This is a genomic window from Streptococcus sp. 3874, assembly GCF_013276425.1.
Classification (GTDB): Bacteria; Bacillota; Bacilli; order Lactobacillales; family Streptococcaceae; genus Streptococcus; species Streptococcus pseudopneumoniae.
This window is the reverse complement of the sequence record NZ_VMLA01000054.1, coordinates 12510-33310: the sequence shown is the minus strand read 5'-3', so window position 1 is coordinate 33310 and position 20801 is coordinate 12510. Positions and strand designations below refer to the sequence as shown.

General features: G+C 37.9%; 21 protein-coding genes, 1 pseudogene and 1 other annotated feature. All 22 genes and pseudogenes read left to right on the top strand.

Going from position 1 to position 20801, the window contains the following annotated elements; all coding sequences use genetic code 11:
* Positions 1 to 294 precede the first annotated feature (294 nt).
* Positions 295 to 483 carry a hypothetical protein gene (locus HT703_RS05985; protein WP_000179767.1) on the top strand — a complete coding sequence of 63 codons (189 nt, stop codon included), beginning with the start codon at positions 295 to 297 and terminating at the stop codon, positions 481 to 483.
* Between the two features lie 62 nt (positions 484 to 545).
* Positions 546 to 1310 carry an ATP-grasp domain-containing protein gene (locus HT703_RS05980; RefSeq protein WP_000262013.1) on the top strand — a complete coding sequence of 255 codons (765 nt, stop codon included), beginning with the start codon at positions 546 to 548 and terminating at the stop codon, positions 1308 to 1310.
* Between the two features lie 130 nt (positions 1311 to 1440).
* Positions 1441 to 1809 carry a hypothetical protein gene (locus tag HT703_RS05975; protein ID WP_000447545.1) on the top strand — a complete coding sequence of 123 codons (369 nt, stop codon included), beginning with the start codon at positions 1441 to 1443 and terminating at the stop codon, positions 1807 to 1809.
* 69 nt (positions 1810 to 1878) lie between these two features.
* The gene (locus HT703_RS05970) at positions 1879 to 2124 is read left to right on the top strand and encodes a hypothetical protein (protein WP_000536918.1); all 246 of its coding nucleotides are present in this window, start codon (positions 1879 to 1881) and stop codon (positions 2122 to 2124) included.
* Between the two features lie 240 nt (positions 2125 to 2364).
* Positions 2365 to 2709, top strand: coding sequence for a hypothetical protein (locus tag HT703_RS05965; protein WP_001127479.1), 345 nt, complete (start codon positions 2365 to 2367; stop codon positions 2707 to 2709).
* A 75-nt stretch (positions 2710 to 2784) separates the two neighbouring features.
* Positions 2785 to 3405 carry a hypothetical protein gene (locus HT703_RS11735; protein ID WP_238375684.1) on the top strand — a complete coding sequence of 207 codons (621 nt, stop codon included), beginning with the start codon at positions 2785 to 2787 and terminating at the stop codon, positions 3403 to 3405.
* A gap of 426 nt (positions 3406 to 3831) precedes the next feature.
* On the top strand, positions 3832 to 4068 hold the full coding sequence (locus HT703_RS11730) for a hypothetical protein (RefSeq protein WP_238375685.1): 237 nt from the start codon (positions 3832 to 3834) through the stop codon (positions 4066 to 4068).
* A gap of 495 nt (positions 4069 to 4563) precedes the next feature.
* Positions 4564 to 4878: pseudogene (locus HT703_RS05955) on the top strand (transposase family protein); the annotation flags it as partial.
* Between the two features lie 143 nt (positions 4879 to 5021).
* Complete coding sequence (locus HT703_RS05950) at positions 5022 to 6245, top strand: FtsW/RodA/SpoVE family cell cycle protein (RefSeq protein WP_000703356.1); 1224 nt, start codon at positions 5022 to 5024, stop codon at positions 6243 to 6245.
* Between the two features lie 24 nt (positions 6246 to 6269).
* On the top strand, positions 6270 to 8966 hold the full coding sequence (gene ppc, locus HT703_RS05945; RefSeq protein ID WP_000058211.1) for a phosphoenolpyruvate carboxylase: 2697 nt from the start codon (positions 6270 to 6272) through the stop codon (positions 8964 to 8966).
* 69 nt (positions 8967 to 9035) lie between these two features.
* Positions 9036 to 9253: a binding site (T-box leader), on the top strand.
* Between the two features lie 226 nt (positions 9254 to 9479).
* A complete protein-coding gene (trpX, locus tag HT703_RS05940; RefSeq protein ID WP_101514597.1) occupies positions 9480 to 10484 on the top strand; it encodes a tryptophan ABC transporter substrate-binding protein in 1005 nt (334 codons plus the stop codon).
* A gap of 68 nt (positions 10485 to 10552) precedes the next feature.
* Positions 10553 to 11419, top strand: coding sequence for an ABC transporter permease (locus tag HT703_RS05935; RefSeq protein WP_000637229.1), 867 nt, complete (start codon positions 10553 to 10555; stop codon positions 11417 to 11419).
* Positions 11416 to 12174 carry an ABC transporter ATP-binding protein gene (locus tag HT703_RS05930; RefSeq protein WP_000125403.1) on the top strand — a complete coding sequence of 253 codons (759 nt, stop codon included), beginning with the start codon at positions 11416 to 11418 and terminating at the stop codon, positions 12172 to 12174. Before HT703_RS05935 ends, HT703_RS05930 begins: the two co-directional genes overlap by 4 nt.
* 89 nt (positions 12175 to 12263) lie before the next feature.
* On the top strand, positions 12264 to 14024 hold the full coding sequence (gene dnaG / locus HT703_RS05925) for a DNA primase (RefSeq protein ID WP_100103993.1): 1761 nt from the start codon (positions 12264 to 12266) through the stop codon (positions 14022 to 14024).
* A 2-nt stretch (positions 14025 to 14026) separates the two neighbouring features.
* Positions 14027 to 15136 (top strand): RNA polymerase sigma factor RpoD, encoded by a 1110-nt coding sequence (gene rpoD, locus HT703_RS05920; RefSeq protein WP_000201906.1) that lies wholly within the window; start codon positions 14027 to 14029, stop codon positions 15134 to 15136.
* Between the two features lie 14 nt (positions 15137 to 15150).
* Positions 15151 to 15480, top strand: coding sequence for a metal-sulfur cluster assembly factor (locus HT703_RS05915; protein WP_000331929.1), 330 nt, complete (start codon positions 15151 to 15153; stop codon positions 15478 to 15480).
* 115 nt (positions 15481 to 15595) lie between these two features.
* The gene (gene cpoA / locus HT703_RS05910) at positions 15596 to 16639 is read left to right on the top strand and encodes an alpha-galactosylglucosyldiacylglycerol synthase (RefSeq protein ID WP_240150159.1); all 1044 of its coding nucleotides are present in this window, start codon (positions 15596 to 15598) and stop codon (positions 16637 to 16639) included.
* Positions 16640 to 16654: 15 nt separating this feature from the next.
* On the top strand, positions 16655 to 17980 hold the full coding sequence (locus HT703_RS05905; protein WP_172929976.1) for a glycosyltransferase family 4 protein: 1326 nt from the start codon (positions 16655 to 16657) through the stop codon (positions 17978 to 17980).
* Between the two features lie 29 nt (positions 17981 to 18009).
* A complete protein-coding gene (locus HT703_RS05900) occupies positions 18010 to 18186 on the top strand; it encodes a PspC domain-containing protein (protein ID WP_172929981.1) in 177 nt (58 codons plus the stop codon).
* A 58-nt stretch (positions 18187 to 18244) separates the two neighbouring features.
* Entirely contained in the window at positions 18245 to 18379 is a 135-nt protein-coding gene (locus HT703_RS05895; protein ID WP_000863859.1) for a DUF4044 domain-containing protein, read from the top strand.
* Positions 18380 to 18442: 63 nt separating this feature from the next.
* Positions 18443 to 19753 (top strand): GTPase ObgE, encoded by a 1311-nt coding sequence (gene obgE, locus HT703_RS05890; RefSeq protein ID WP_050207537.1) that lies wholly within the window; start codon positions 18443 to 18445, stop codon positions 19751 to 19753.
* 9 nt (positions 19754 to 19762) lie between these two features.
* Positions 19763 to 19921: a hypothetical protein gene (locus HT703_RS05885; RefSeq protein ID WP_007284777.1), complete on the top strand. Its 159-nt coding sequence runs from the start codon at positions 19763 to 19765 to the stop codon at positions 19919 to 19921.
* Positions 19922 to 20801 lie beyond the last annotated feature (880 nt).

Below are 20801 nucleotides of genomic sequence, written 5' to 3'. Positions count from 1 at the left end.
ACCTTTGCTAGTAAAAATGTCAAAACATTGTAACGAAGGGGGTAAGAAAATCATTGAGTGTAAGCCTTTGTCTTGTTTAGAGGAAAAGTATTAGAGTAGCCGCTCATAATTTATACTAGATTTGATAACTTATTTGAGACAGATTTTATTTCTATAAATACTGTGAAAATTTTTTAATACCAAAGATTTAAAGTTACTGTGTTAAAAATCCTCTCCACTTTTAAACTAATGTATTATAAAAGCCAGTTGACACAAGTGTTACACTTTTGATAGAATTAACTAGAGGTGAAGAAAATGGCAACTGATAAAAATAGAATAATGATTAGCTTGGATGATAAAAATCTAGATAAACTTGAAAATTTAGTAGAAGATGCTAGAGATAGAAGAGGAATACGACTAACAAAGTCCCAGGTTATAGAATTACTCCTTAATACTGTTGATTATTTCGATGATATTATGGGAGCTATTTACTCAAAAAAATAACAGCAAAAATGCTATTATTTTTTTACAAACAGGTGCAACACTAGTCAAGTAGGAGTGATGAAATGGTTGTTTATATTAGACAAAGCAAACTACCAAGTGAAGTTTCAATTAATAAATACAATGCTCAAGTAGGTGCCTACTTACAAGGAGAAGAAATTATTTTATATCAATCTTTTTCTGAAATAGAACAGTTAACAAGTAAAGATATAGTTGTAGATTATATAATGGAGACCAGAGCATTACTAAAAATGATGGGGTTAAATGTTCCGGTTTATGACTATCCTATTGAGCTTAAAGACTTTTATGGTCGAAAGATTTATGAAGGTGTTTTAGGAGAGATTGTAAATATACCTGATAATTGGGGAAAATTTATTAAGCCTAAAGCTGGTTCAAAAGTCTTTACTGGAAGAGTTGTTAACGGAACCCGTGATTTGATAGGTATTGGTCTACCTTTTGACTATCCTATATGGATTAGTGAGGTTGTAGAATTCATAGCAGAATGGCGTTGTTTTGTTTTAGATGGTCGCGTATTAGATGTTCGACCCTATACAGGTGATTATCATGCACAATTTGATCCTAGTGTAATTGATAAAGCCATATCATGTTGGAAAGATGCGCCAATAGCTTATGGACTAGATATCGGTGTTACTAGTGATGGCAGAACACTTGTTGTTGAAGTAAATGATGGTTATGCATTGGGAAATTATGGCCTATCTCCTTTAAACTCAATCAATTTTCATAAAGCTAGATGGAAAGAAATGGTAAAACCTTATTTTGAAAAAAACGATGTCTTTACTATGCCTGAAAATGAAAATATAAGTTTCTAAAAAGAACAGAATTAAATCTGTGTATCTGCAACGAGTAAGTTGCAGTTTTTTGTTTTGAATAATGATATAATAGATTAAGAAAATAATGAAAACGCTATATATTTGAAAGTTGATTAGGAAAGCAGGAAGTATGGAAACAATTGATATGATTATTAAATCATCAACTGAGTTTTATAACGATTTGAAAACTGATGAACATGATAGATATCGTTCATGGGAGCATTGTTATTCACATTTTATGACAGCTCGAAAAGAGAATAATGTGAATCTTGATTACCTGAGTTTACAACTTGCATTTTATTTAGCAAGTTGGGGGATGTATCGAGGTTCTTCATTCTTATTACAAAAGGATTATAGAGTACATATACCTGTAGTAAGAGAAATCTTAAGCAATGAATATGATTCTCTAGCAGGAATAGAATGTAAAGATTTTAAAAATGAAACTAACCAAAAATTGCTAAAGGAAATTAATGAATTTATTGCAACTTATTATGATTAAATTAGGCGTGAAGTGAGAGGTTCAGCACTAAAAAACAACTTATCAGATACATTAATCACAAAGATACTGATGGGGACACTCGGTTGTGTTCCGGCATATGATAGATATTTTGTTTCTGGAATAAGATCACAAAAGATTGCAAGTGGAACCTATAACATTAAATCTATTTTACAACTAGTAGATTTTTATGAAAAAAACATAGAACAGTTAGATTCAGTTCAAAAGAATTTTAATGTTGCTGATATGCTGTATCCTCAAATGAAAATATTTGATATGGGATTTTGGCAGATTGGTTTTGACCTAGATAGTAAATAACTATTACGTCTATATATGGAATTGATAAATGGATTTACTTTAAAAGATAGAAACTCTTAATCTGAAGAGATTATTTATTGCTTAATATAAATTTTTCATTGAAAAGATTTTAGATTATTAACTTTCAGAGAATGATGTACCACAAATTAATTTTATTATGGAAAACAACTAGAAGCAGCCCATCAAGATATTTTAAATTAGATAATATTGCATTTGCAATTATAACAAAGGAGTACTAACATGCCGAAATATACCGACGAAGATATTAGAAAATTAAATAAAATCACATTAAAAATTGCTGGTGATTATTTAGGTATAAGTTCACAAGCAGTTGCGATAGGTCTTAGAAATAATCTTCTTCCAATTGGTTTTGCTATTCATAACGAAGAAAGAGACAGACGTTTCACTGAGAGTTGGTCATATCATATTATCGCTGAAAGAATGATTTCATACAATCATGGTAAGCTATCAGAGATCCGTGTTGAAAATATTGAAACTAGTTTAGATAAAATTATAGAGGAATTTAACGGATTAAAACAAGATTTACTTTTTATATTAAGCGAAAATGCAGAAGTGAAGAATTAGAAGTTTTTGAATTTGCGTTTTCGCTTGGTAAATATAAAAACGGTGATGTAAAATATAAGGGTAAAGGTGTTTCAAATGAAGATGATAAAGACCTTTTCTAGAGAAGAACTCTATGAAGAAATCTGGGAGATAAGTGCAAAACAAGTTTCATTGAAATATGATTTAAGCTATTCTGACTTACTCAAGAAATGTAAAGAATTTGAAATCCCAATTCCAAAGGGGAGTTATTGGTATCGTAAGAATACTGGACAAGACTTAAGTGAATTTATCGTTCCATTACCACAAAATGACGTAAATGAAGTTAATATTGATAGAAAAAGTTTAAAGAACAGTAGAATTAAAGCTGCTAAACATAAAGAAGATAGTATGGAAGATAAAAACGGAGATACTGTTAAACTTGATACAACTAGTATAAGAAGTTCATTATCATTTATAGACGACGATAAAATAGAGCGTATTATTGAAGCAGTTTCAAACCTAAACCAGGCTCCAAATAAGAGATTACATAAATCCGTAGCTAATCTAAGAGATAAAATTACAGAGTGGAATAAGAGGGAAAAAGCTGCTTCTTATCCTTACTTTGATTCTAGGCACAGATATAATGATTTAAAAGAACCTAAATTTGTAAAAAATATTTCACTAAATTCTCTTCCACGCTTATATCGCTTTTTAGATACACTAGTTACTGTTATTTAAAGAATCGGTGATAATGTAACTTCAAATTGGGATATTCAAATTGATAAGGATATTGTTCGTTTTGAAGTTATAGAATCAACAGACAAAGTAAGTCATGAATTAACAAAAGAAGAAGCTAAAGAATTAGCGAAGTACAATGATAGCGTTAAGTTTAATAGATATGCTTTTAAACCAAGAATAAAGAAGTATGACTATATTCCAAATGAAAACTTTCGATTTAAGATAATAGATGGTAAATACATTAAAGATACTAAAGAATTCACACTTGAACAATCAATCCCAGAAATAATTGTTTTAATTTACCAAGAGTATTATAAAGTTAAGAACTTACGCCTTGAACGTGAAGAGAAAGCAAGACTATACGAAGAGGAACAAGAGCGAAAAAGAAAATTACAAAATAGAATCGAAGAAGAGAAGAAGCGGACAATGTCTCTTCTGAATATGCTAGAAGATTTTAAAACAGCAAATGATTTAAGATTGATGGCTGATAAACTGGAGATAGCGGGGAAACTTAGTAAGGATGAAATTGATTGGATTAGATCCAAAGCTGACTGGATAGACCCAATAGTTTCTTCAACAGATGAATTACTAGGAATTAGAAATCATGAAAATTCTAGAGAACAAAAGGAACAATATCTAAGTGAGAAAAGGTACTACTGGTAACTTTGTGTTTTTATTTTTACAGATTGTAGTGTTATAGGAGTATATGATTAACTATTTTAGTAATAAATAGTTTTACATATTTATTTTAAATAGCCATTTGATACAAGATAGTATATACTTTCATTCTGAAGTTTAATTTTAAACAACAACTCAGTCACTTTCATTCTATAATATAGAAGTTTGCTAGCACCACACGTGGAGTGTGTAAGCTTGTTGGAGAAACGAAGTTAATCCTCAAAAGGTTCCCCAAACCTTTTGAGTTCCGCATACGCATCACGTGGAGTGTGTAGGATTGCTTGTACGAGCTGAGTCATCAGCGAAGTAGAAGTAGATTCTCCGCCAATGGGATAGCTGTCGTAGAGTAAGGAGTTTACGACGAAACGATAAGGTAAGTCCGAAACGCTCAGTGTGTAGCTTTGTTGCTAAAAGCGTAGAAACCTTTGAACGAAAGGAATAATAGACTTTCTGCGAAACAAAATATAATACAATAAAACTATGAATTCTGAAGCAAGTCAGCAATTAAGCGATAGCCGTTTCAAGAGCCTTGTAGGTGTTCAGCGCACGACTTTTGAAGAGATGTTAGCTGTGTTAAAAACAGCTTATCAACGTAAACGCGCAAAAGGTGGACGAAAACCCAAATTAAGCCTAGACGATCTCCTCATGGTAACTATTCAATACATGCGAGAATAGTGCACTTATGAACAAATTGCGGCTGATTTTGGCATTCACGAAAGCAACATAATTAGTCGGAGTCAATGGATTGAAGCAACTCTTATTCAAAATGGTTTTACGATTTCAAATTCTGCCTTAATTCTGTAAAAACAGTAAAATTCGAAGGATTGTAAGGTAAGAGTTTTTTTCTTTCTGAAAAAATGGTATAATAGCAATCAAAACTAGAAAATAAAACGGAATTTGGAACAGATTTGTCTGTATCCTAGTAGAGTGGTGATACTATGAAGATTAGTAAGAGGCACTTATTAAATTATTCCATCTTGATTCCTTACTTGCTTTTATCTATTTTGGGCTTGATTGTGGTCTATTCGACCACCAGCGCTATTTTAATTGAAGAAGGCAAGAGCGCCTTGCAATTGGTTCGAAACCAAGGAATCTTTTGGATTGTTAGTTTGATACTGATTGCCTTAATTTATAAATTGAGACTAGATTTTTTGAGAAATGAGCGACTAATCATTTTAGTTATATTGATAGAAATGCTTTTATTGTTCTTAGCTCGTTTTATTGGTATTTCCGTAAACGGGGCATACGGTTGGATTTCGGTTGCAGGAGTAACTATTCAGCCAGCTGAGTACTTAAAAATCATTATTATTTGGTATTTGGCTCACCGATTCTCCAAACAGCAAGAAGAAATAGCTATTTATGATTTTCAAGTTTTGACTCAAAATCAATGGCTTCCCCGTGCTTTTAATGATTGGCGATTCGTTCTCCTAGTTCTGATTGGAAGTTTGGGAATTTTCCCTGATTTAGGAAATGCGACTATTTTAGTCTTGGTTTCCTTGATTATGTATACAGTTAGTGGAATCGCTTATCGCTGGTTTTCAACCATTCTGGCCCTCGTATCTGCCGCTTCTGTCTTTTTCTTGACCACTATCAGCCTAATCGGTGTTGAGACCTTTTCAAAAATTCCAGTATTTGGCTATGTAGCCAAGCGCTTTAGTGCCTTTTTTAATCCTTTTGCCGATCGTGCGGATGCGGGTCACCAGTTATCTAATTCTTATTTTGCCATGGTCAATGGCGGTTGGTTTGGTCTAGGTCTTGGGAATTCGATTGAAAAACGAGGTTATTTACCAGAAGCTCATACAGACTTTGTCTTTTCTATCGTGATTGAAGAATTTGGCTTTGTTGGTGCCAGTCTTATTTTAGCTCTCTTGTTTTTCATGATTTTGCGGATTATCTTGGTCGGTATCCGAGCGGAGAATCCTTTCAATGCCATGGTTGCACTCGGTGTCGGAGGGATGATGTTGGTTCAGGTATTTGTCAATATCGGAGGGATTTCGGGCTTGATTCCATCTACAGGAGTAACCTTCCCCTTCTTATCCCAGGGGGGGAATAGTCTTCTAGTCTTATCAGTGGCAGTGGCCTTTGTCTTAAATATTGATGCCAGTGAAAAACGCGCTAAGTTGTACCGGGAATTGGAAAATCAACCAATGAACCTTCTGTGAAGTAGAATAAAGAAAGGATAGTCTATGTCTCTTCAAAAATTAGAAAATTATAGTAATAAAAGTGTTGTGCAAGAAGAAGTATTGATTCTAACAGAATTGCTGGAAGATATTACTAAAAATATGCTTGCCCCAGAGACCTTTGAAAAAATCATGCAGTTGAAAGAATTATCAACGCAGGAAGATTATCAAGGTCTAAACCGTCTAGTGACTAGCTTATCAAATGATGAAATGGTCTATATTTCACGCTATTTTTCAATCTTACCTCTTTTGATTAATATTTCAGAGGATGTGGATTTAGCTTATGAAATCAATCATCAAAATAATATTGATCAGGACTATTTAGGTAAATTATCAACAACGATCAAAATGGTTGCTGAAAAAGAAAATGCCGCTGAAATTCTTGAACACTTGAATGTTGTCCCTGTTTTGACAGCCCATCCAACACAAGTGCAACGCAAAAGTATGTTGGATTTAACAAATCATATTCATAGTCTTTTGCGTAAATACCGTGATGTTAAGTTGGGGTTGATCAATAAAGAAAAATGGCACAATGATTTGCGTCGTTATATCGAAATTATCATGCAGACAGACATGATTCGTGAGAAAAAATTAAAAGTGACTAACGAAATCACGAATGCTATGGAATATTACAACAGCTCCTTTTTGAAAGCTGTACCTCATTTGACGACGGAGTATAAGCGCTTAGCGCAAGCGCATGGATTGAATTTAAAACAGGCTAAACCGATCACCATGGGAATGTGGATTGGTGGAGACCGTGATGGTAATCCCTTTGTTACAGCAGAGACCTTGAAACAGTCTGCACTTACTCAGTGTGAAGTCATCATGAACTATTATGATGAAAAGATTTACCAACTTTATCGTGAATTTTCTCTTTCAACTAGCATTGTCAACGTCAGCAAGCAAGTCAGAGAAATGGCTCGTCAATCCAAGGATAACTCGATTTACCGCGAAAAAGAGCTTTACCGTCGTGCCTTGTTTGATATTCAATCAAAAATCCAAGCAACAAAAACCTATCTGATTGAGGATAAGGAAGTTGGGACTCGCTATGAAACCGCCAATGATTTCTACAAGGATTTGATTGCCATTCGAGATTCTCTACTAGAAAATAAGGGCGAGTCCTTGATTTCAGGTGATTTTGTGGAATTATTGCAGGCAGTAGAGATATTTGGTTTTTACCTAGCATCAATTGATATGCGACAAGACTCTAGCGTCTATGAAGCCTGTGTGGCAGAACTCTTGAAATCAGCAGGAATTCATTCTCGCTATAGTGAGTTGAGTGAAGAAGAAAAGTGTGACCTTCTCTTGAAAGAATTAGAAGAAGATCCCCGAATTCTTTCTGCGACTCACGCAGAAAAATCAGAATTATTAGCAAAAGAACTAGCTATTTTTAAGACGGCTCGTGTTTTGAAAGATAAGTTGGGCGATGATGTCATCCGTCAGACCATCATTTCACATGCTACCAGCCTTTCTGATATGCTAGAATTAGCTATTCTATTAAAAGAAGTAGGATTGGTGGATACGGAAAGGGCGCGTGTTCAGATTGTTCCCCTTTTTGAAACAATTGAAGACTTGGATCATTCAGAGGAAACAATGAGAAAATATCTTTCTCTTAGCCTTGCCAAAAAATGGATTGCTTCACGCAATAACTACCAAGAAATCATGCTTGGTTACTCTGATAGTAATAAAGATGGCGGTTACTTATCATCATGTTGGACCCTTTACAAGGCTCAACAACAATTGACTGCTATTGGAGATGAATTTGGCGTTAAGGTTACCTTCTTCCATGGTCGTGGTGGGACTGTCGGTCGTGGTGGTGGGCCAACCTATGAGGCTATCACCTCTCAACCGCTCAAGTCTATCAAGGATCGTATCCGCTTGACGGAGCAAGGAGAAGTAATTGGCAATAAATACGGTAACAAAGATGCTGCCTACTATAACCTTGAAATGCTAGTATCGGCAGCTATTAACCGTATGATTACGCAGAAGAAGAGCGATACCAATACCTCAAATCGTTATGAAGCCATTATGGATCAAGTAGTGGACCGTAGTTACGATATCTACCGTGATTTGGTCTTTGGTAATGAGCATTTCTATGACTATTTCTTCGAGTCAAGTCCAATCAAGGCTATTTCAAGCTTTAATATTGGTTCTCGTCCAGCCGCTCGTAAGACGATTACTGAAATCGGTGGTTTGCGTGCCATCCCTTGGGTATTCTCATGGTCACAGAGTCGTGTTATGTTCCCTGGATGGTACGGAGTTGGTTCAAGTTTCAAGGAATTTATCGATAAAAATCCAGAGAATATTGCTATCTTACGAGATATGTACCAAAATTGGCCTTTCTTCCAATCGCTTCTTTCAAATGTTGATATGGTTTTGTCAAAATCAAATATGAATATTGCTTTTGAATATGCTAAACTTTGTGAAGATGAGCAAGTTAAGGTCATCTATGAGACTATTTTAAATGAATGGCAAGTTACTAAGAACGTTATCTTGGCTATTGAAGGACATGACGAACTCTTAGCTGACAATCCATATCTAAAAGCTAGTCTGGATTACCGTATGCCTTACTTTAATATTCTCAACTATATTCAGTTAGAGTTGATTAAACGCCAACGTCGTGGAGAATTGTCCAGTGATCAAGAACGATTGATTCATATCACCATCAACGGAATTGCAACAGGATTGCGTAATTCAGGCTAATCATTTTCAAAAGTGAAGATGAAAAAAATTCTAATAGACTATTGACAAGTAGTTTAAAAATGATATAATTTAACCATTCAGAAAAGTAATCGTACAAACTTTCAAGAGAGTCTGTGGTAGCTGAAAACAGATAAGTGGCGATGATGAAAATTGGGCTGAATGTTATTTAGAATTTGAAATCATAAAAATTCGGTGAGCACACCTTACAGTGCATCTCGTTATTGCGAGACAGAGCGATAGGGAAATTCCCTATAATTGAGGTGGTACCGCGCATCGACGTCCTCACACAAGTTTTTTGTGTGAGGATTTTTTTGATGGAGGTTAGTATGGAAAGAAAACGATGGCGTCACTTGTTTATACTCAATGAAAATCAAAGCACAAACTAGGAAGCTAGCCGCANNGACGAAGTCAGTAACCATAGCTACGGCAAGGTGAAGCTGACGTGGTTTGAAGAGATTTTCGAATAGTATTAGATAAGTGAAGTTTTTAAAGGAATTAAAAAGGAGAAATAGAATGAAAAATAAACGTTTAATTGGAATTATCGCTGCATTAGCAGTCTTAGTAGCAGGAAGCTTGATTTACTCTTCAATGAATAAATCAGAAGCTCAGAATAATAAGGATGAGAAGAAAATAACCAAGATTGGTGTGCTTCAGTTTGTGAGCCATCCATCTCTTGATTTGATTTATAAAGGAATCCAAGATGGGCTTGCAGAAGAAGGTTATAAAGATGACCAAGTTAAAATCGATTTTATGAACTCAGAAGGTGACCAAAGTAAGGTTGCGACAATGAGTAAACAATTGGTTGCAAATGGGAATGATCTTGTGGTTGGTATCGCAACACCAGCTGCTCAAGGTTTGGCTAGTGCCACAAAAGACCTACCGGTTATCATGGCTGCTATTACAGACCCAATTGGTGCTAACTTGGTTAAAGATTTGAAAAGACCAGGTGGCAACGTTACAGGGGTATCTGACCACAATCCAGCTCAACAACAAGTTGAACTCATCAAGACCCTGACACCGAATGTGAAAACAATCGGAGCTCTTTACTCAAGTAGCGAAGACAATTCAAAAACACAGGTCGAAGAATTTAAGGCTTATGCTGAAAAAGCAGGTCTGACAGTGGAAACATTTGCAGTTCCTTCAACAAATGAAATTGCCTCAACTGTCACTGTTATGACTAGCAAGGTAGATGCTATTTGGGTTCCAATTGATAACACCATTGCATCAGGATTTCCAACGGTTGTCTCTAGCAATCAAAGTTCTAAGAAACCAATTTATCCAAGTGCGGCAGCTATGGTAGAAGTAGGTGGTTTGGCATCCGTTGTAGTTGACCAACATGACCTTGGTGTGGCAACTGGAAAAATGATTGCGCAAGTTCTGAAAGGTGCAAAACCAGCTGATACCCCAGTCAATGTCTTTTCAACTGGTAAGTCAGTGATCAATAAAAAAATAGCTCAAGAACTAGGTATTACGATTCCTGAGTCTGTTCTCAAAGAAGCAGGACAAGTCATCGAATAAATAAGGTAGGGAGGAGGAGACTCTTCCCATTTTTTAAAAAGATGAATATAGAAAGGATTAAATAAAATATGATTGTTTCCATTATTTCTCAAGGATTTGTCTGGGCTATTCTAGGTCTGGGAATCTTTATGACATTTAGGATTTTAAACTTTCCAGATATGACAACAGAAGGTTCCTTCCCTCTTGGGGGAGCTGTTGCTGTCACTCTGATAACCAAAGGCGTGAACCCTTTTTTAGCGACACTGCTTGCTGTAGGAGCAGGTTGTTTGGCTGGTATGGCAGCAGGACTTCTTTATACAAAAGGGAAGATCCCAACTTTGCTCTCAGGGATTTTGGTGATGACTTCCTGTCACTCTATCATGCTCTTGATTATGGGACGTGCCAATTTAGGCTTACTTGGAACCAAGCAAATCCAGGATGTTTTGCCTTTTGATTCAGATTTGAACCAACTCTTGACAGGTCTTATCTTTGTCAGTTTTGTTATTGCTCTCATGCTCTTTTTCTTGGATACCAAACTCGGACAAGCCTATATTGCTACAGGTGACAATCCTGATATGGCTAGAAGTTTCGGGATTCATACTGGACGCATGGAGCTCATGGGCTTGGTCTTATCAAATGGTGTGATTGCCCTTGCAGGAGCTCTCATTGCCCAGCAAGAAGGGTATGCTGATGTATCTCGAGGGATCGGGGTTATCGTTGTGGGGCTTGCAAGTTTGATTATTGGGGAAGTTATTTTCAAGAGTTTGAGTTTGGCAGAACGTCTGGTTACCATCGTTGTAGGTTCTATCGCTTATCAATTCTTAGTGTGGGCGGTTATTGCGCTTGGCTTTAATACAAGTTACCTTCGTTTGTACAGCGCCGTGATTTTAGCAGTCTGCCTCATGATTCCAACATTTAAGCAAACCATCTTGAAAGGAGCCAAGTTAAGCAAATGACAGCAATTGTAGAATTAAAAAATGCAACCAAAATCGTTAAAAATGGCTTTGATGAAGAGAAGATTATTTTAAATGATGTTTCCTTAGAAATTTTTGAACAGGATTTCATCACGATTTTAGGTGGAAATGGTGCTGGGAAATCAACTCTCTTTAACACTATTGCAGGAACCTTGTCCTTAACCAGTGGAACCATCCGTATTTTAGGTGAGGATGTTAGCAAGTTTTCACCAGAAAAGCGGGCTAAGTATCTGTCTCGAGTCTTCCAAGATCCAAAGATGGGGACAGCTCCTCGTATGACAGTGGCAGAGAATCTCTTGATTGCCAAGTTTCGTGGTGAAAAGCGTGGATTGTTACCACGACGCTTGACTATTTATAAGGATGAATTTCAGGCGACCATTGAAAAAGTAGGAAATGGTCTTGAGAAACACTTGAATACACCGATTGAGTTCTTATCAGGTGGGCAAAGACAGGCTTTGAGTCTCTTGATGGCAACCTTGAAGCGTCCTGAATTACTCTTGTTAGACGAGCATACTGCAGCCCTTGATCCAAAGACTAGTGTTGCTTTGATGGAATTGACAGATGAATTTGTTAAGAATGACCAGCTGACAGCGCTTATGATTACTCATCATATGGAAGATGCTCTTAAGTATGGCAATCGATTAATTGTCATGAAAGAAGGACGAATTATCCAAGATTTGAACCAAGAAGAAAAAGCAAAAATGAAAATCTCTGATTATTATCAACTCTTTGAATAAAGTAGGGAAAACGAGTGAAATGGTTTACTTTTTTTCTGAAATAAAGTATACTATATAAAGTAAACTATGATAACATGGAGGTATTGTGTATGGTTGACAAACAAGTCATTGAAGAAATCAAAAACAATGCCAACATTGTGGAAGTCATAGGAGATGTGATTTCTTTACAAAAGGCAGGACGGAACTATCTAGGGCTCTGTCCTTTTCATGGTGAAAAAACACCTTCTTTCAACGTTGTAGAGGACAAGCAGTTTTACCACTGTTTTGGTTGTGGTCGCTCAGGTGATGTCTTTAAGTTCATCGAGGAGTACCAAGGGGTTTCCTTTATGGAGGCTGTGCAGATTTTAGGTCAGCGTGTTGGGATTGAGGTGGAAAAACCGCTTTATAGTGAACAGAAACCAGCCTCGCCTCACCAAGCTCTTTATGATATGCATGAAGATGCGGCTAAATTTTATCATGCTATTCTCATGACAACGACTATAGGGGAGGAGGCCAGAAACTATCTTTATCAGCGTGGTTTGACAGATGAAGTGCTCAAGCATTTTCGGATTGGTTTAGCACCTCCAGAACGAAACTATCTCTATCAACGTTTGTCTGGTCAGTATCGTGATGAGGATTTCCTAGATTCAGGACTGTTTTACCTCTCAGATGCAAATCAATTTGTAGATACCTTTCACAATCGGATTATGTTTCCCCTGACAAATGACCAAGGAAAGGTTATTGCCTTCTCAGGTCGTATCTGGCAGAAAACGGATTCACAAACTTCTAAGTATAAAAATAGCCGATCGACTGCAATTTTTAACAAAAGTTACGAATTATATCATATGGATAGGGCAAAAAAATCTTCTGGAAAAGCCAGTGAGATTTATCTGATGGAAGGATTCATGGATGTCATTGCAGCCTATCGGGCTGGAATAGAAAATGCTGTCGCATCTATGGGAACAGCCTTGAGTCGTGAGCATGTTGAGCATCTGAAAAGGTTAACCAAGAAGTTAGTTCTGGTATACGATGGTGATAAGGCTGGGCAAGCTGCGACATTGAAAGCGCTGGACGAAATTGGTGATATACCTGTGCAAATCGTCAGCATGCCTGATAACTTGGATCCAGATGAGTATCTACAAAAAAATGGACCAGAAGACTTGGCCTATCTATTAACAAAAACTCGTATTAGTCCGATTGAGTTTTACATTCACCAGTACAAGCCTGAAAACAGTGAAAATCTGCAGGCCCAGATTGAGTTTATTGAAAAAATAGCTCCCTTGATTGTTCAAGAAAAGTCTATCACTGCTCAAAACAGCTATATTCATATTTTAGCTGACAGTCTGGCATCCTTTGATTATGCCCAGATTGAGCAGATTGTTAATGAAAGCCGTCAGGCACAAAGGCAGAATCGCATGGAAGGGGTTTCCAGACCGACGCAAATCACTATGCCTGTCACCAAGCAGTTATCGGCTATTATGAGGGCAGAAGCTCATCTACTTTATCGAATGATGGACTCCCCTCTTGTTTTAAACGATTACCGTTTGCGAGAAGACTTTTCATTTAACACACCTGAATTTCAGGTCTTATATGACTTGCTTGGCCAGTATGGAAATCTTCCTCCAGAAGTTTTAGCAGAGCAGACAGAGGAAGTTGAAAGAGCTTGGTACCAAGTTTTAGCTCAGGATTTGCCTGCTGAGATATCGCCGCAGGAACTTAGTGAAGTAGAGATGACTCGAAACAAGGCTCTCTTGAATCAGGATAATATGAGAATCAAAAAGAAGGTGCAGGAAGCTAGCCATGTAGGAGATACCGACACAGCCTTAGAAGAATTGGAACGTTTAATTTCACAAAAGAGAAGAATGGAGTAATAATGGCAACAAAACAAAAAGAAGTAACAACATTTGACGTACAAGTAGCAGAATTTATCCGTAATCATAAGCAAAAAGGGACAGCAACAGATGATGAAATCAATGCTAGTCTTGTCGTTCCTTTTACCTTGGACGCTGATGGGATTGAAGATCTCTTGCAACGGATTCAAGATGCAGGAATTTCTATCACAGATAATGAAGGAAATCCAAGTGCGCGTGTTCTTAGCAATGAAGAAGAACCAGAACTCAGCGATGAGGACTTGATTGGGTCAACTTCTGCTAAGGTTAATGACCCTGTCCGTATGTATTTGAAAGAAATCGGGGTCGTTCCTCTCTTGACCAATGAAGAGGAAAAAGAGTTAGCACTGGCTGTTGAAGCGGGTGACATCGAAGCTAAACAACGCCTTGCGGAAGCCAACCTTCGTTTGGTTGTTTCTATTGCCAAACGCTATGTCGGTCGTGGTATGCAGTTCCTTGACTTGATTCAAGAAGGAAATATGGGTTTGATGAAGGCGGTTGACAAGTTTGATTATTCTAAAGGATTCAAGTTCTCAACTTACGCAACTTGGTGGATTCGTCAGGCTATCACTCGTGCTATTGCGGATCAAGCTCGTACCATCCGTATCCCAGTTCACATGGTTGAAACCATCAATAAATTGGTTCGTGAACAGCGTAACCTCCTTCAAGAATTAGGTCAAGATCCAACACCTGAGCAAATCGCTGAACGTATGGATATGACTCCTGATAAGGTTCGTGAAATCTTGAAGATTGCTCAAGAACCGGTATCCCTTGAAACTCCAATCGGTGAAGAGGATGATAGTCACCTTGGGGACTTTATCGAAGATGAAGTGATTGAAAATCCAGTGGATTATACAACTCGTATCGTCTTACGTGAGCAGTTGGATGAGGTCTTGGATACTCTTACAGACCGTGAAGAAAATGTTCTACGTCTGCGTTTCGGACTAGACGATGGAAAAATGCGCACCCTTGAAGATGTGGGTAAAGTCTTTAACGTGACTCGCGAGCGTATCCGTCAGATTGAAGCTAAAGCTCTGAGAAAACTACGCCAACCAAGTCGCAGCAAACCGCTTCGTGATTTTATTGAAGACTAAGAGTGAGGATAAATATGGCTTATACAGAAGAGCAAATTGAAAACATCAAAACACGGATTTTAACAGCCTTGGAAGAAGTTATTGACCCTGAGTTGGGAATCGATATTGTCAATCTTGGTTTGATTTATGAGATTCGTTTTGACGGCGACACAGGGCAAACAGAGATTGATATGACGTTGACAACTATGGGTTGTCCCCTAGCAGACCTTTTGACGGACCAGATTTATGATGCCATGACCGAGGTTCCAGAAGTAACGGATACTGAGGTAAAATTGGTTTGGTATCCAGCCTGGACCGTTGAAAAAATGAGTCGCTATGCACGCATTGCCCTAGGCATTAAGTAAACATATAATAGCATGTGAGAGATTATTGGAAAAGCGAGGAAATTTCCCCCTCTTTTCCTCTAGTCTCTCCTTTCTTTTGCTGATTTTATTCAAAGAAAATGATATAATAGTAGCTATGGAAAAAAAGAAATTACGCATCAATATGTTGAGTTCAAGTGAGAAAGTAGCAGGACAAGGAGTTTCAGGTGCTTACCGTGAATTAGTTCGTCTTCTTCATCGTGATGCCAAGGACCAATTGATTGTTACAGAAAATCTTCCAATCGAGGCAGATGTGACTCACTTTCATACCATTGATTTCCCCTATTATTTATCAACATTCCAAAAGAAACGCTCAGGGAGAAAGATTGGCTATGTGCATTTCTTGCCTGATACACTTGAGGGAAGTTTGAAAATTCCATTTTTCTTAAAGGGAATTGTGAAACGCTATGTATTTTCTTTTTACAACCGGATGGAGCACTTGGTGGTGGTCAATCCGATGTTTATCGAGGATTTGGTGGCAGCTGGTATTCCACGTGAAAAAGTGACTTATATTCCTAACTTTGTCAACAAGGAAAAATGGCATCCACTTCCACAAGAAGAGGTAGTCAGACTGCGAACAGAGCTAGGTCTTAGTGACAATCAGTTTATCGTAGTAGGTGCTGGTCAAGTTCAGAAACGCAAAGGGATTGATGATTTTATCCGTCTGGCTGAGGAATTGCCTCAGATTACCTTTATCTGGGCCGGTGGTTTCTCTTTTGGTGGCATGACAGATGGTTATGAACGCTACAAGAAAATCATGGAAAATCCACCTGAAAATTTGATGTTTCCAGGCATTGTATCGCCAGAGCGGATGCGCGAATTGTATGCTCTAGCGGATCTTTTCTTGTTGCCTAGTTACAATGAGCTCTTTCCTATGACTATTTTAGAAGCTGCGAGTTGTGAGGCTCCTATTATGTTGCGTGATTTAGATCTCTATAAGGTGATTTTGGAGGGAAATTATCGGACGACAGCGGGTAGAGAAGAGATGAAAGAGGCTATTTTGGAATATCAAGCAAATCCTGTTGCCTTAAAAGACCTCAAAGAAAAGGCTAAGAATATTTCCAGAGAATATTCAGAAGAGCATCTGTTACAAATCTGGTTGGACTTTTATGAGAAACAAGCCGCTTTAGGGAGAAAGTAAAAAGTGAGGTAATCTATGCGAATTGGTTTATTTACAGATACCTATTTTCCTCAGGTTTCTGGTGTTGCGACCAGTATTCGAACCTTGAAAACAGAACTTGAAAAGCAGGGGCATGCTGTTTTTATCTTTACGACGACAGATAAGGATGTCAATCGTTATGAAGATTGGCAAATCATCCGCATTCCAAGTGTTCCTTTCTTTGCTTTTAAAGATCGTCGCTTTGCCTATCGAGGCTTCAGCAAGGCACTTGAAATTGCTAAACAATATCAACTGGATATTATCCATACTCAGACAGAATTTTCTCTTGGTTTGTTGGGGATTTGGATTGCGCGTGAATTGAAGATTCCAGTCATCCATACCTATCACACCCAGTACGAAGACTATGTGCATTATATTGCCAAGGGGATGTTGATTCGTCCGAGCATGGTCAAGTATCTGGTTAGAGGTTTTTTGCATGATGTGGATGGGGTGATTTGCCCGAGTGAGATTGTCCATGATTTGCTATCTGACTATAAGGTTAAGGTTGAAAAACGTGTCATTCCAACTGGGATTGAATTAGCCAAGTTTGAGCGTCCGGAAATCAAGCAGGAAAATTTGAAAGAACTACGTAGTAAACTAGGGATTCAAGATGATGACCAGATGTTGCTGAGTCTTTCGAGAATTTCCTATGAAAAAAATATTCAAGCAGTTTTAGCAGCCTTTGCAGAAGTTCTGAAAGAAGAAGACAAGGTTAAACTGGTGGTAGCTGGGGATGGTCCTTATCTGGATGATCTCAAAGAGCAAGCTCAGAAACTAGAGATTCAAGACTCTGTTGTCTTTACAGGGATGATTGCTCCTAGTGAGACGGCTCTTTATTATAAGGCGGCAGATTTCTTCATCTCGGCATCGACAAGTGAAACGCAGGGTTTGACCTACTTGGAAAGCTTAGCTAGTGGAACGCCTGTTATTGCTCACGGAAATCCGTATCTGGACAATCTTATTAGTGATAAAATGTTTGGTACCTTGTATTACGGCGAGTATGATTTGGCTGGAGCCATTTTAGAAGCCCTGATTGCAACGCCAGATATGAATGAGCATACCTTATCAGAAAAATTGTATGAGATTTCAGCTGAGAATTTTGGAAAACGGGTGCATGAATTTTATCTTGATGCTATTATTTCAAATAATTTCCAGAAAGATTTAGCCAAAGATGATACGGTCAGTCAGCGTATCTTTAAGACAGTTTTGTATCTTCCACAACAGGTGGTTGCTGTACCCGTAAAAGGCTCTAGACGCATGCTGAAGGCTTCAAAAACACAGTTAATCAGCATCAGAGATTATTGGAAAGACCATGAAGAATAGAAAGAGGAATAGCTATGAAAAAACAATTGATGAGAAGTGGTCGTGATAAAAAGATTGCAGGTGTTTGTGCTGGGGTAGCCCATTATTTTGATATGGATCCTACTATTGTTCGTGTAATATGGGGTGTTCTTGCTTTTGGTTACGGAGCAGGAATTATAGCCTATATCATTTTATGGATTATTGCACCTGTAGCAAGTGACTATTGAAAACTAGCTCAATTCATGCTAAGATAATAGAAAATAGAATGTAACGAAGGAGATAAAAATGGCATTTGGAGATAATGGAAATCGTAAAAAAACTATGTTTGAGAAAATAACCTTGTTTATCGTGATTATCATGCTAGTAGCAAGTTTATTGGGAATTTTTGCAACTGCAATTGGTGCCCTCAGTAATCTATAAAATAGATTCAAGAAAATTTAGTGACTGGGATTTCCCAGCCCTTTTTTAAAGTGAGAAGAAAAAATGAGTATGTTTTTAGATACAGCCAAGATTAAGGTCAAGGCTGGTAATGGTGGTGATGGCATGGTTGCCTTTCGCCGTGAAAAATATGTCCCTAATGGCGGTCCTTGGGGTGGTGACGGTGGTCGTGGAGGCAATGTCGTCTTCGTTGTAGACGAAGGACTACGTACCTTGATGGATTTCCGTTATAACCGTCATTTCAAGGCTGATTCTGGTGAAAAAGGAATGACTAAAGGGATGCATGGTCGTGGTGCAGAGGACCTCAGAGTTCGAGTGCCGCAAGGTACGACTGTCCGTGATGCAGAGACTGGCAAAGTTTTAACAGATTTGATTGAACATGGGCAAGAATTTATTGTAGCCCACGGTGGTCGTGGTGGACGTGGAAACATCCGCTTTGCGACACCAAAAAATCCTGCACCTGAAATCTCTGAAAATGGAGAACCAGGTCAGGAACGTGAGTTACAATTGGAACTAAAAATCTTGGCAGATGTCGGTTTAGTAGGTTTCCCATCTGTAGGGAAATCAACTCTTTTAAGTGTTATCACATCTGCTAAACCAAAAATCGGCGCCTACCACTTTACGACCATTGTGCCAAATCTAGGTATGGTTCGCACCCAATCAGGTGAATCCTTTGCAGTAGCTGATTTACCAGGTTTGATTGAAGGCGCTAGTCAAGGTGTTGGTTTGGGAACTCAGTTCCTCCGTCACATTGAGCGTACACGTGTTATCCTTCACATCATTGATATGTCAGCTAGCGAAGGTCGTGATCCTTATGAGGACTACCTAGCGATCAATAAAGAGCTGGAGTCGTATAATCTTCGTCTCATGGAGCGTCCACAGATTATCGTAGCCAACAAAATGGACATGCCTGAGAGTCAAGAAAATCTTAAAGAATTTAAGAAAAAATTGGCTGAAAACTACGATGAATTTGAAGAGTTACCAGCTATTTTCCCAATTTCTGGATTGACCAAGCAAGGTTTGGCAACGCTTTTGGATGCGACAGCTGAATTGTTAGACAAGACACCAGAATTCTTGCTCTATGACGAGTCAGATATGGAAGAAGAAGCTTACTACGGCTTTGACGAGGAAGAGAAAGCCTTTGAAATTAGTCGTGATGACGATGCGACATGGGTACTTTCTGGTGAAAAACTCATAAAACTCTTCAATATGACCAACTTTGATCGTGACGAATCAGTCATGAAATTTGCCCGCCAGCTTCGTGGTATGGGGGTTGATGAAGCCCTTCGTGCGCGTGGTGCTAAGGATGGGGATTTGGTCCGCATTGGTAAATTTGAATTTGAATTTGTAGACTAGGAGACTAGTATGGGAGATAAACCGATATCTTTCCGAGATGCGGATGGCAATTTTGTTTCCGCCGCAGATGTTTGGAATGAAAAGAAATTGGAAGAACTATTTAATCGTCTCAATCCAAATCGTGCTCTGAGATTGGCACGAACTAAAAAAGACAATCCATCTCAGTAAAGAAGCTAAAAAATCCCGTGCCTCATCAGACACGGGATTTTGTGGTACAACGGGCATGTATAGCAAACTGAATCTGGAATAGCACAGCATATCTTCTAAAATATTGTTATAAATTGATTTGAATTTCAAAATTAAATTGTTTAATTCTTTTTTCACTTTATTATAGTATATCTGATGTCAAAGTTCTCGGCGAGTCAAATAGCGATTCCCAAGCCTGACTATCGTGAGGTAGCGGATTAAAACGGTCTGGGGATAGACCGTTTTAAGTCTGACGCTGGAAATAAGAATCGTCAGAGGAAGGGATAGCGAAATCGTGGCTCTACGAACAGGAACGTGATAGTAAGGCGTATATAGTAGATAAGGGGGCTCAAAACTCTAAATTCCAAAAAGGTAGTCGTAACCTATATACATAAAGCACGAGAGTAATTGAATTCGGACTAAGATTTTCTATTTTCACTGTAACCTTTTAACGTCCTCATATCTTGTATACACGAGGAAAGATGTATGACTTATCCCGTGAGGTCTATCACTATAAAGAGAAAACGACAGATAGAAGTGATCCTGAGTCACAGTTATCTTTAAAATAGATTGTCTGATAGGATGATAGCCTGAAAACGTCTTGTTTATGAAATATAGGACGGTATGTATCAAACGCTTTTGTGAACTGAGAGAAGGGGGAGAAGTTCTTGCTAAAATTTAGTTGAACAGCCGTATTCCGATACTTAGGTAAGGGAGCTAGTCTTAGCTCCTACTTGGTTTCAGGGGACAAAAAAGGGGCAATAGCGATTCGAGAAAGATTAGTAATTCATACTCTTCGAAAATCTTTTCAAATCACGTCAATATCGCCTTGCCGTAGGTATAGGTAACTGACTTCGTCAGT

Excerpts from the sequence above, each read along its gene's own strand:
- HT703_RS11735 (WP_238375684.1), top strand. The coding sequence starts at position 2,785 with ATGAAGATGATAAAGACCTTTTCTAGAGAAGAACTCTATGAAGAAATC.
- cpoA (WP_240150159.1), top strand. The coding sequence starts at position 15,596 with ATGGAAAAAAAGAAATTACGCATCAATATGTTGAGTTCAAGTGAGAAA.
- HT703_RS05975 (WP_000447545.1), top strand. The coding sequence starts at position 1,441 with ATGGAAACAATTGATATGATTATTAAATCATCAACTGAGTTTTATAAC.
- rpoD (WP_000201906.1), top strand. The coding sequence starts at position 14,027 with ATGGCAACAAAACAAAAAGAAGTAACAACATTTGACGTACAAGTAGCA.
- HT703_RS05965 (WP_001127479.1), top strand. The coding sequence starts at position 2,365 with ATGCCGAAATATACCGACGAAGATATTAGAAAATTAAATAAAATCACA.
- HT703_RS05985 (WP_000179767.1), top strand. The coding sequence starts at position 295 with ATGGCAACTGATAAAAATAGAATAATGATTAGCTTGGATGATAAAAAT.
- HT703_RS05900 (WP_172929981.1), top strand. The coding sequence starts at position 18,010 with ATGAGAAGTGGTCGTGATAAAAAGATTGCAGGTGTTTGTGCTGGGGTA.
- HT703_RS05930 (WP_000125403.1), top strand. The coding sequence starts at position 11,416 with ATGACAGCAATTGTAGAATTAAAAAATGCAACCAAAATCGTTAAAAAT.
- HT703_RS05905 (WP_172929976.1), top strand. The coding sequence starts at position 16,655 with ATGCGAATTGGTTTATTTACAGATACCTATTTTCCTCAGGTTTCTGGT.
- HT703_RS05935 (WP_000637229.1), top strand. The coding sequence starts at position 10,553 with ATGATTGTTTCCATTATTTCTCAAGGATTTGTCTGGGCTATTCTAGGT.
- HT703_RS05980 (WP_000262013.1), top strand. The coding sequence starts at position 546 with ATGGTTGTTTATATTAGACAAAGCAAACTACCAAGTGAAGTTTCAATT.
- HT703_RS11730 (WP_238375685.1), top strand. The coding sequence starts at position 3,832 with ATGTCTCTTCTGAATATGCTAGAAGATTTTAAAACAGCAAATGATTTA.
- ppc (WP_000058211.1), top strand. The coding sequence starts at position 6,270 with ATGTCTCTTCAAAAATTAGAAAATTATAGTAATAAAAGTGTTGTGCAA.
- HT703_RS05885 (WP_007284777.1), top strand. The coding sequence starts at position 19,763 with ATGGGAGATAAACCGATATCTTTCCGAGATGCGGATGGCAATTTTGTT.
- HT703_RS05950 (WP_000703356.1), top strand. The coding sequence starts at position 5,022 with ATGAAGATTAGTAAGAGGCACTTATTAAATTATTCCATCTTGATTCCT.
- HT703_RS05915 (WP_000331929.1), top strand. The coding sequence starts at position 15,151 with ATGGCTTATACAGAAGAGCAAATTGAAAACATCAAAACACGGATTTTA.
- HT703_RS05895 (WP_000863859.1), top strand. The coding sequence starts at position 18,245 with ATGGCATTTGGAGATAATGGAAATCGTAAAAAAACTATGTTTGAGAAA.
- HT703_RS05970 (WP_000536918.1), top strand. The coding sequence starts at position 1,879 with ATGGGGACACTCGGTTGTGTTCCGGCATATGATAGATATTTTGTTTCT.
- dnaG (WP_100103993.1), top strand. The coding sequence starts at position 12,264 with ATGGTTGACAAACAAGTCATTGAAGAAATCAAAAACAATGCCAACATT.
- trpX (WP_101514597.1), top strand. The coding sequence starts at position 9,480 with ATGAAAAATAAACGTTTAATTGGAATTATCGCTGCATTAGCAGTCTTA.
- obgE (WP_050207537.1), top strand. The coding sequence starts at position 18,443 with ATGAGTATGTTTTTAGATACAGCCAAGATTAAGGTCAAGGCTGGTAAT.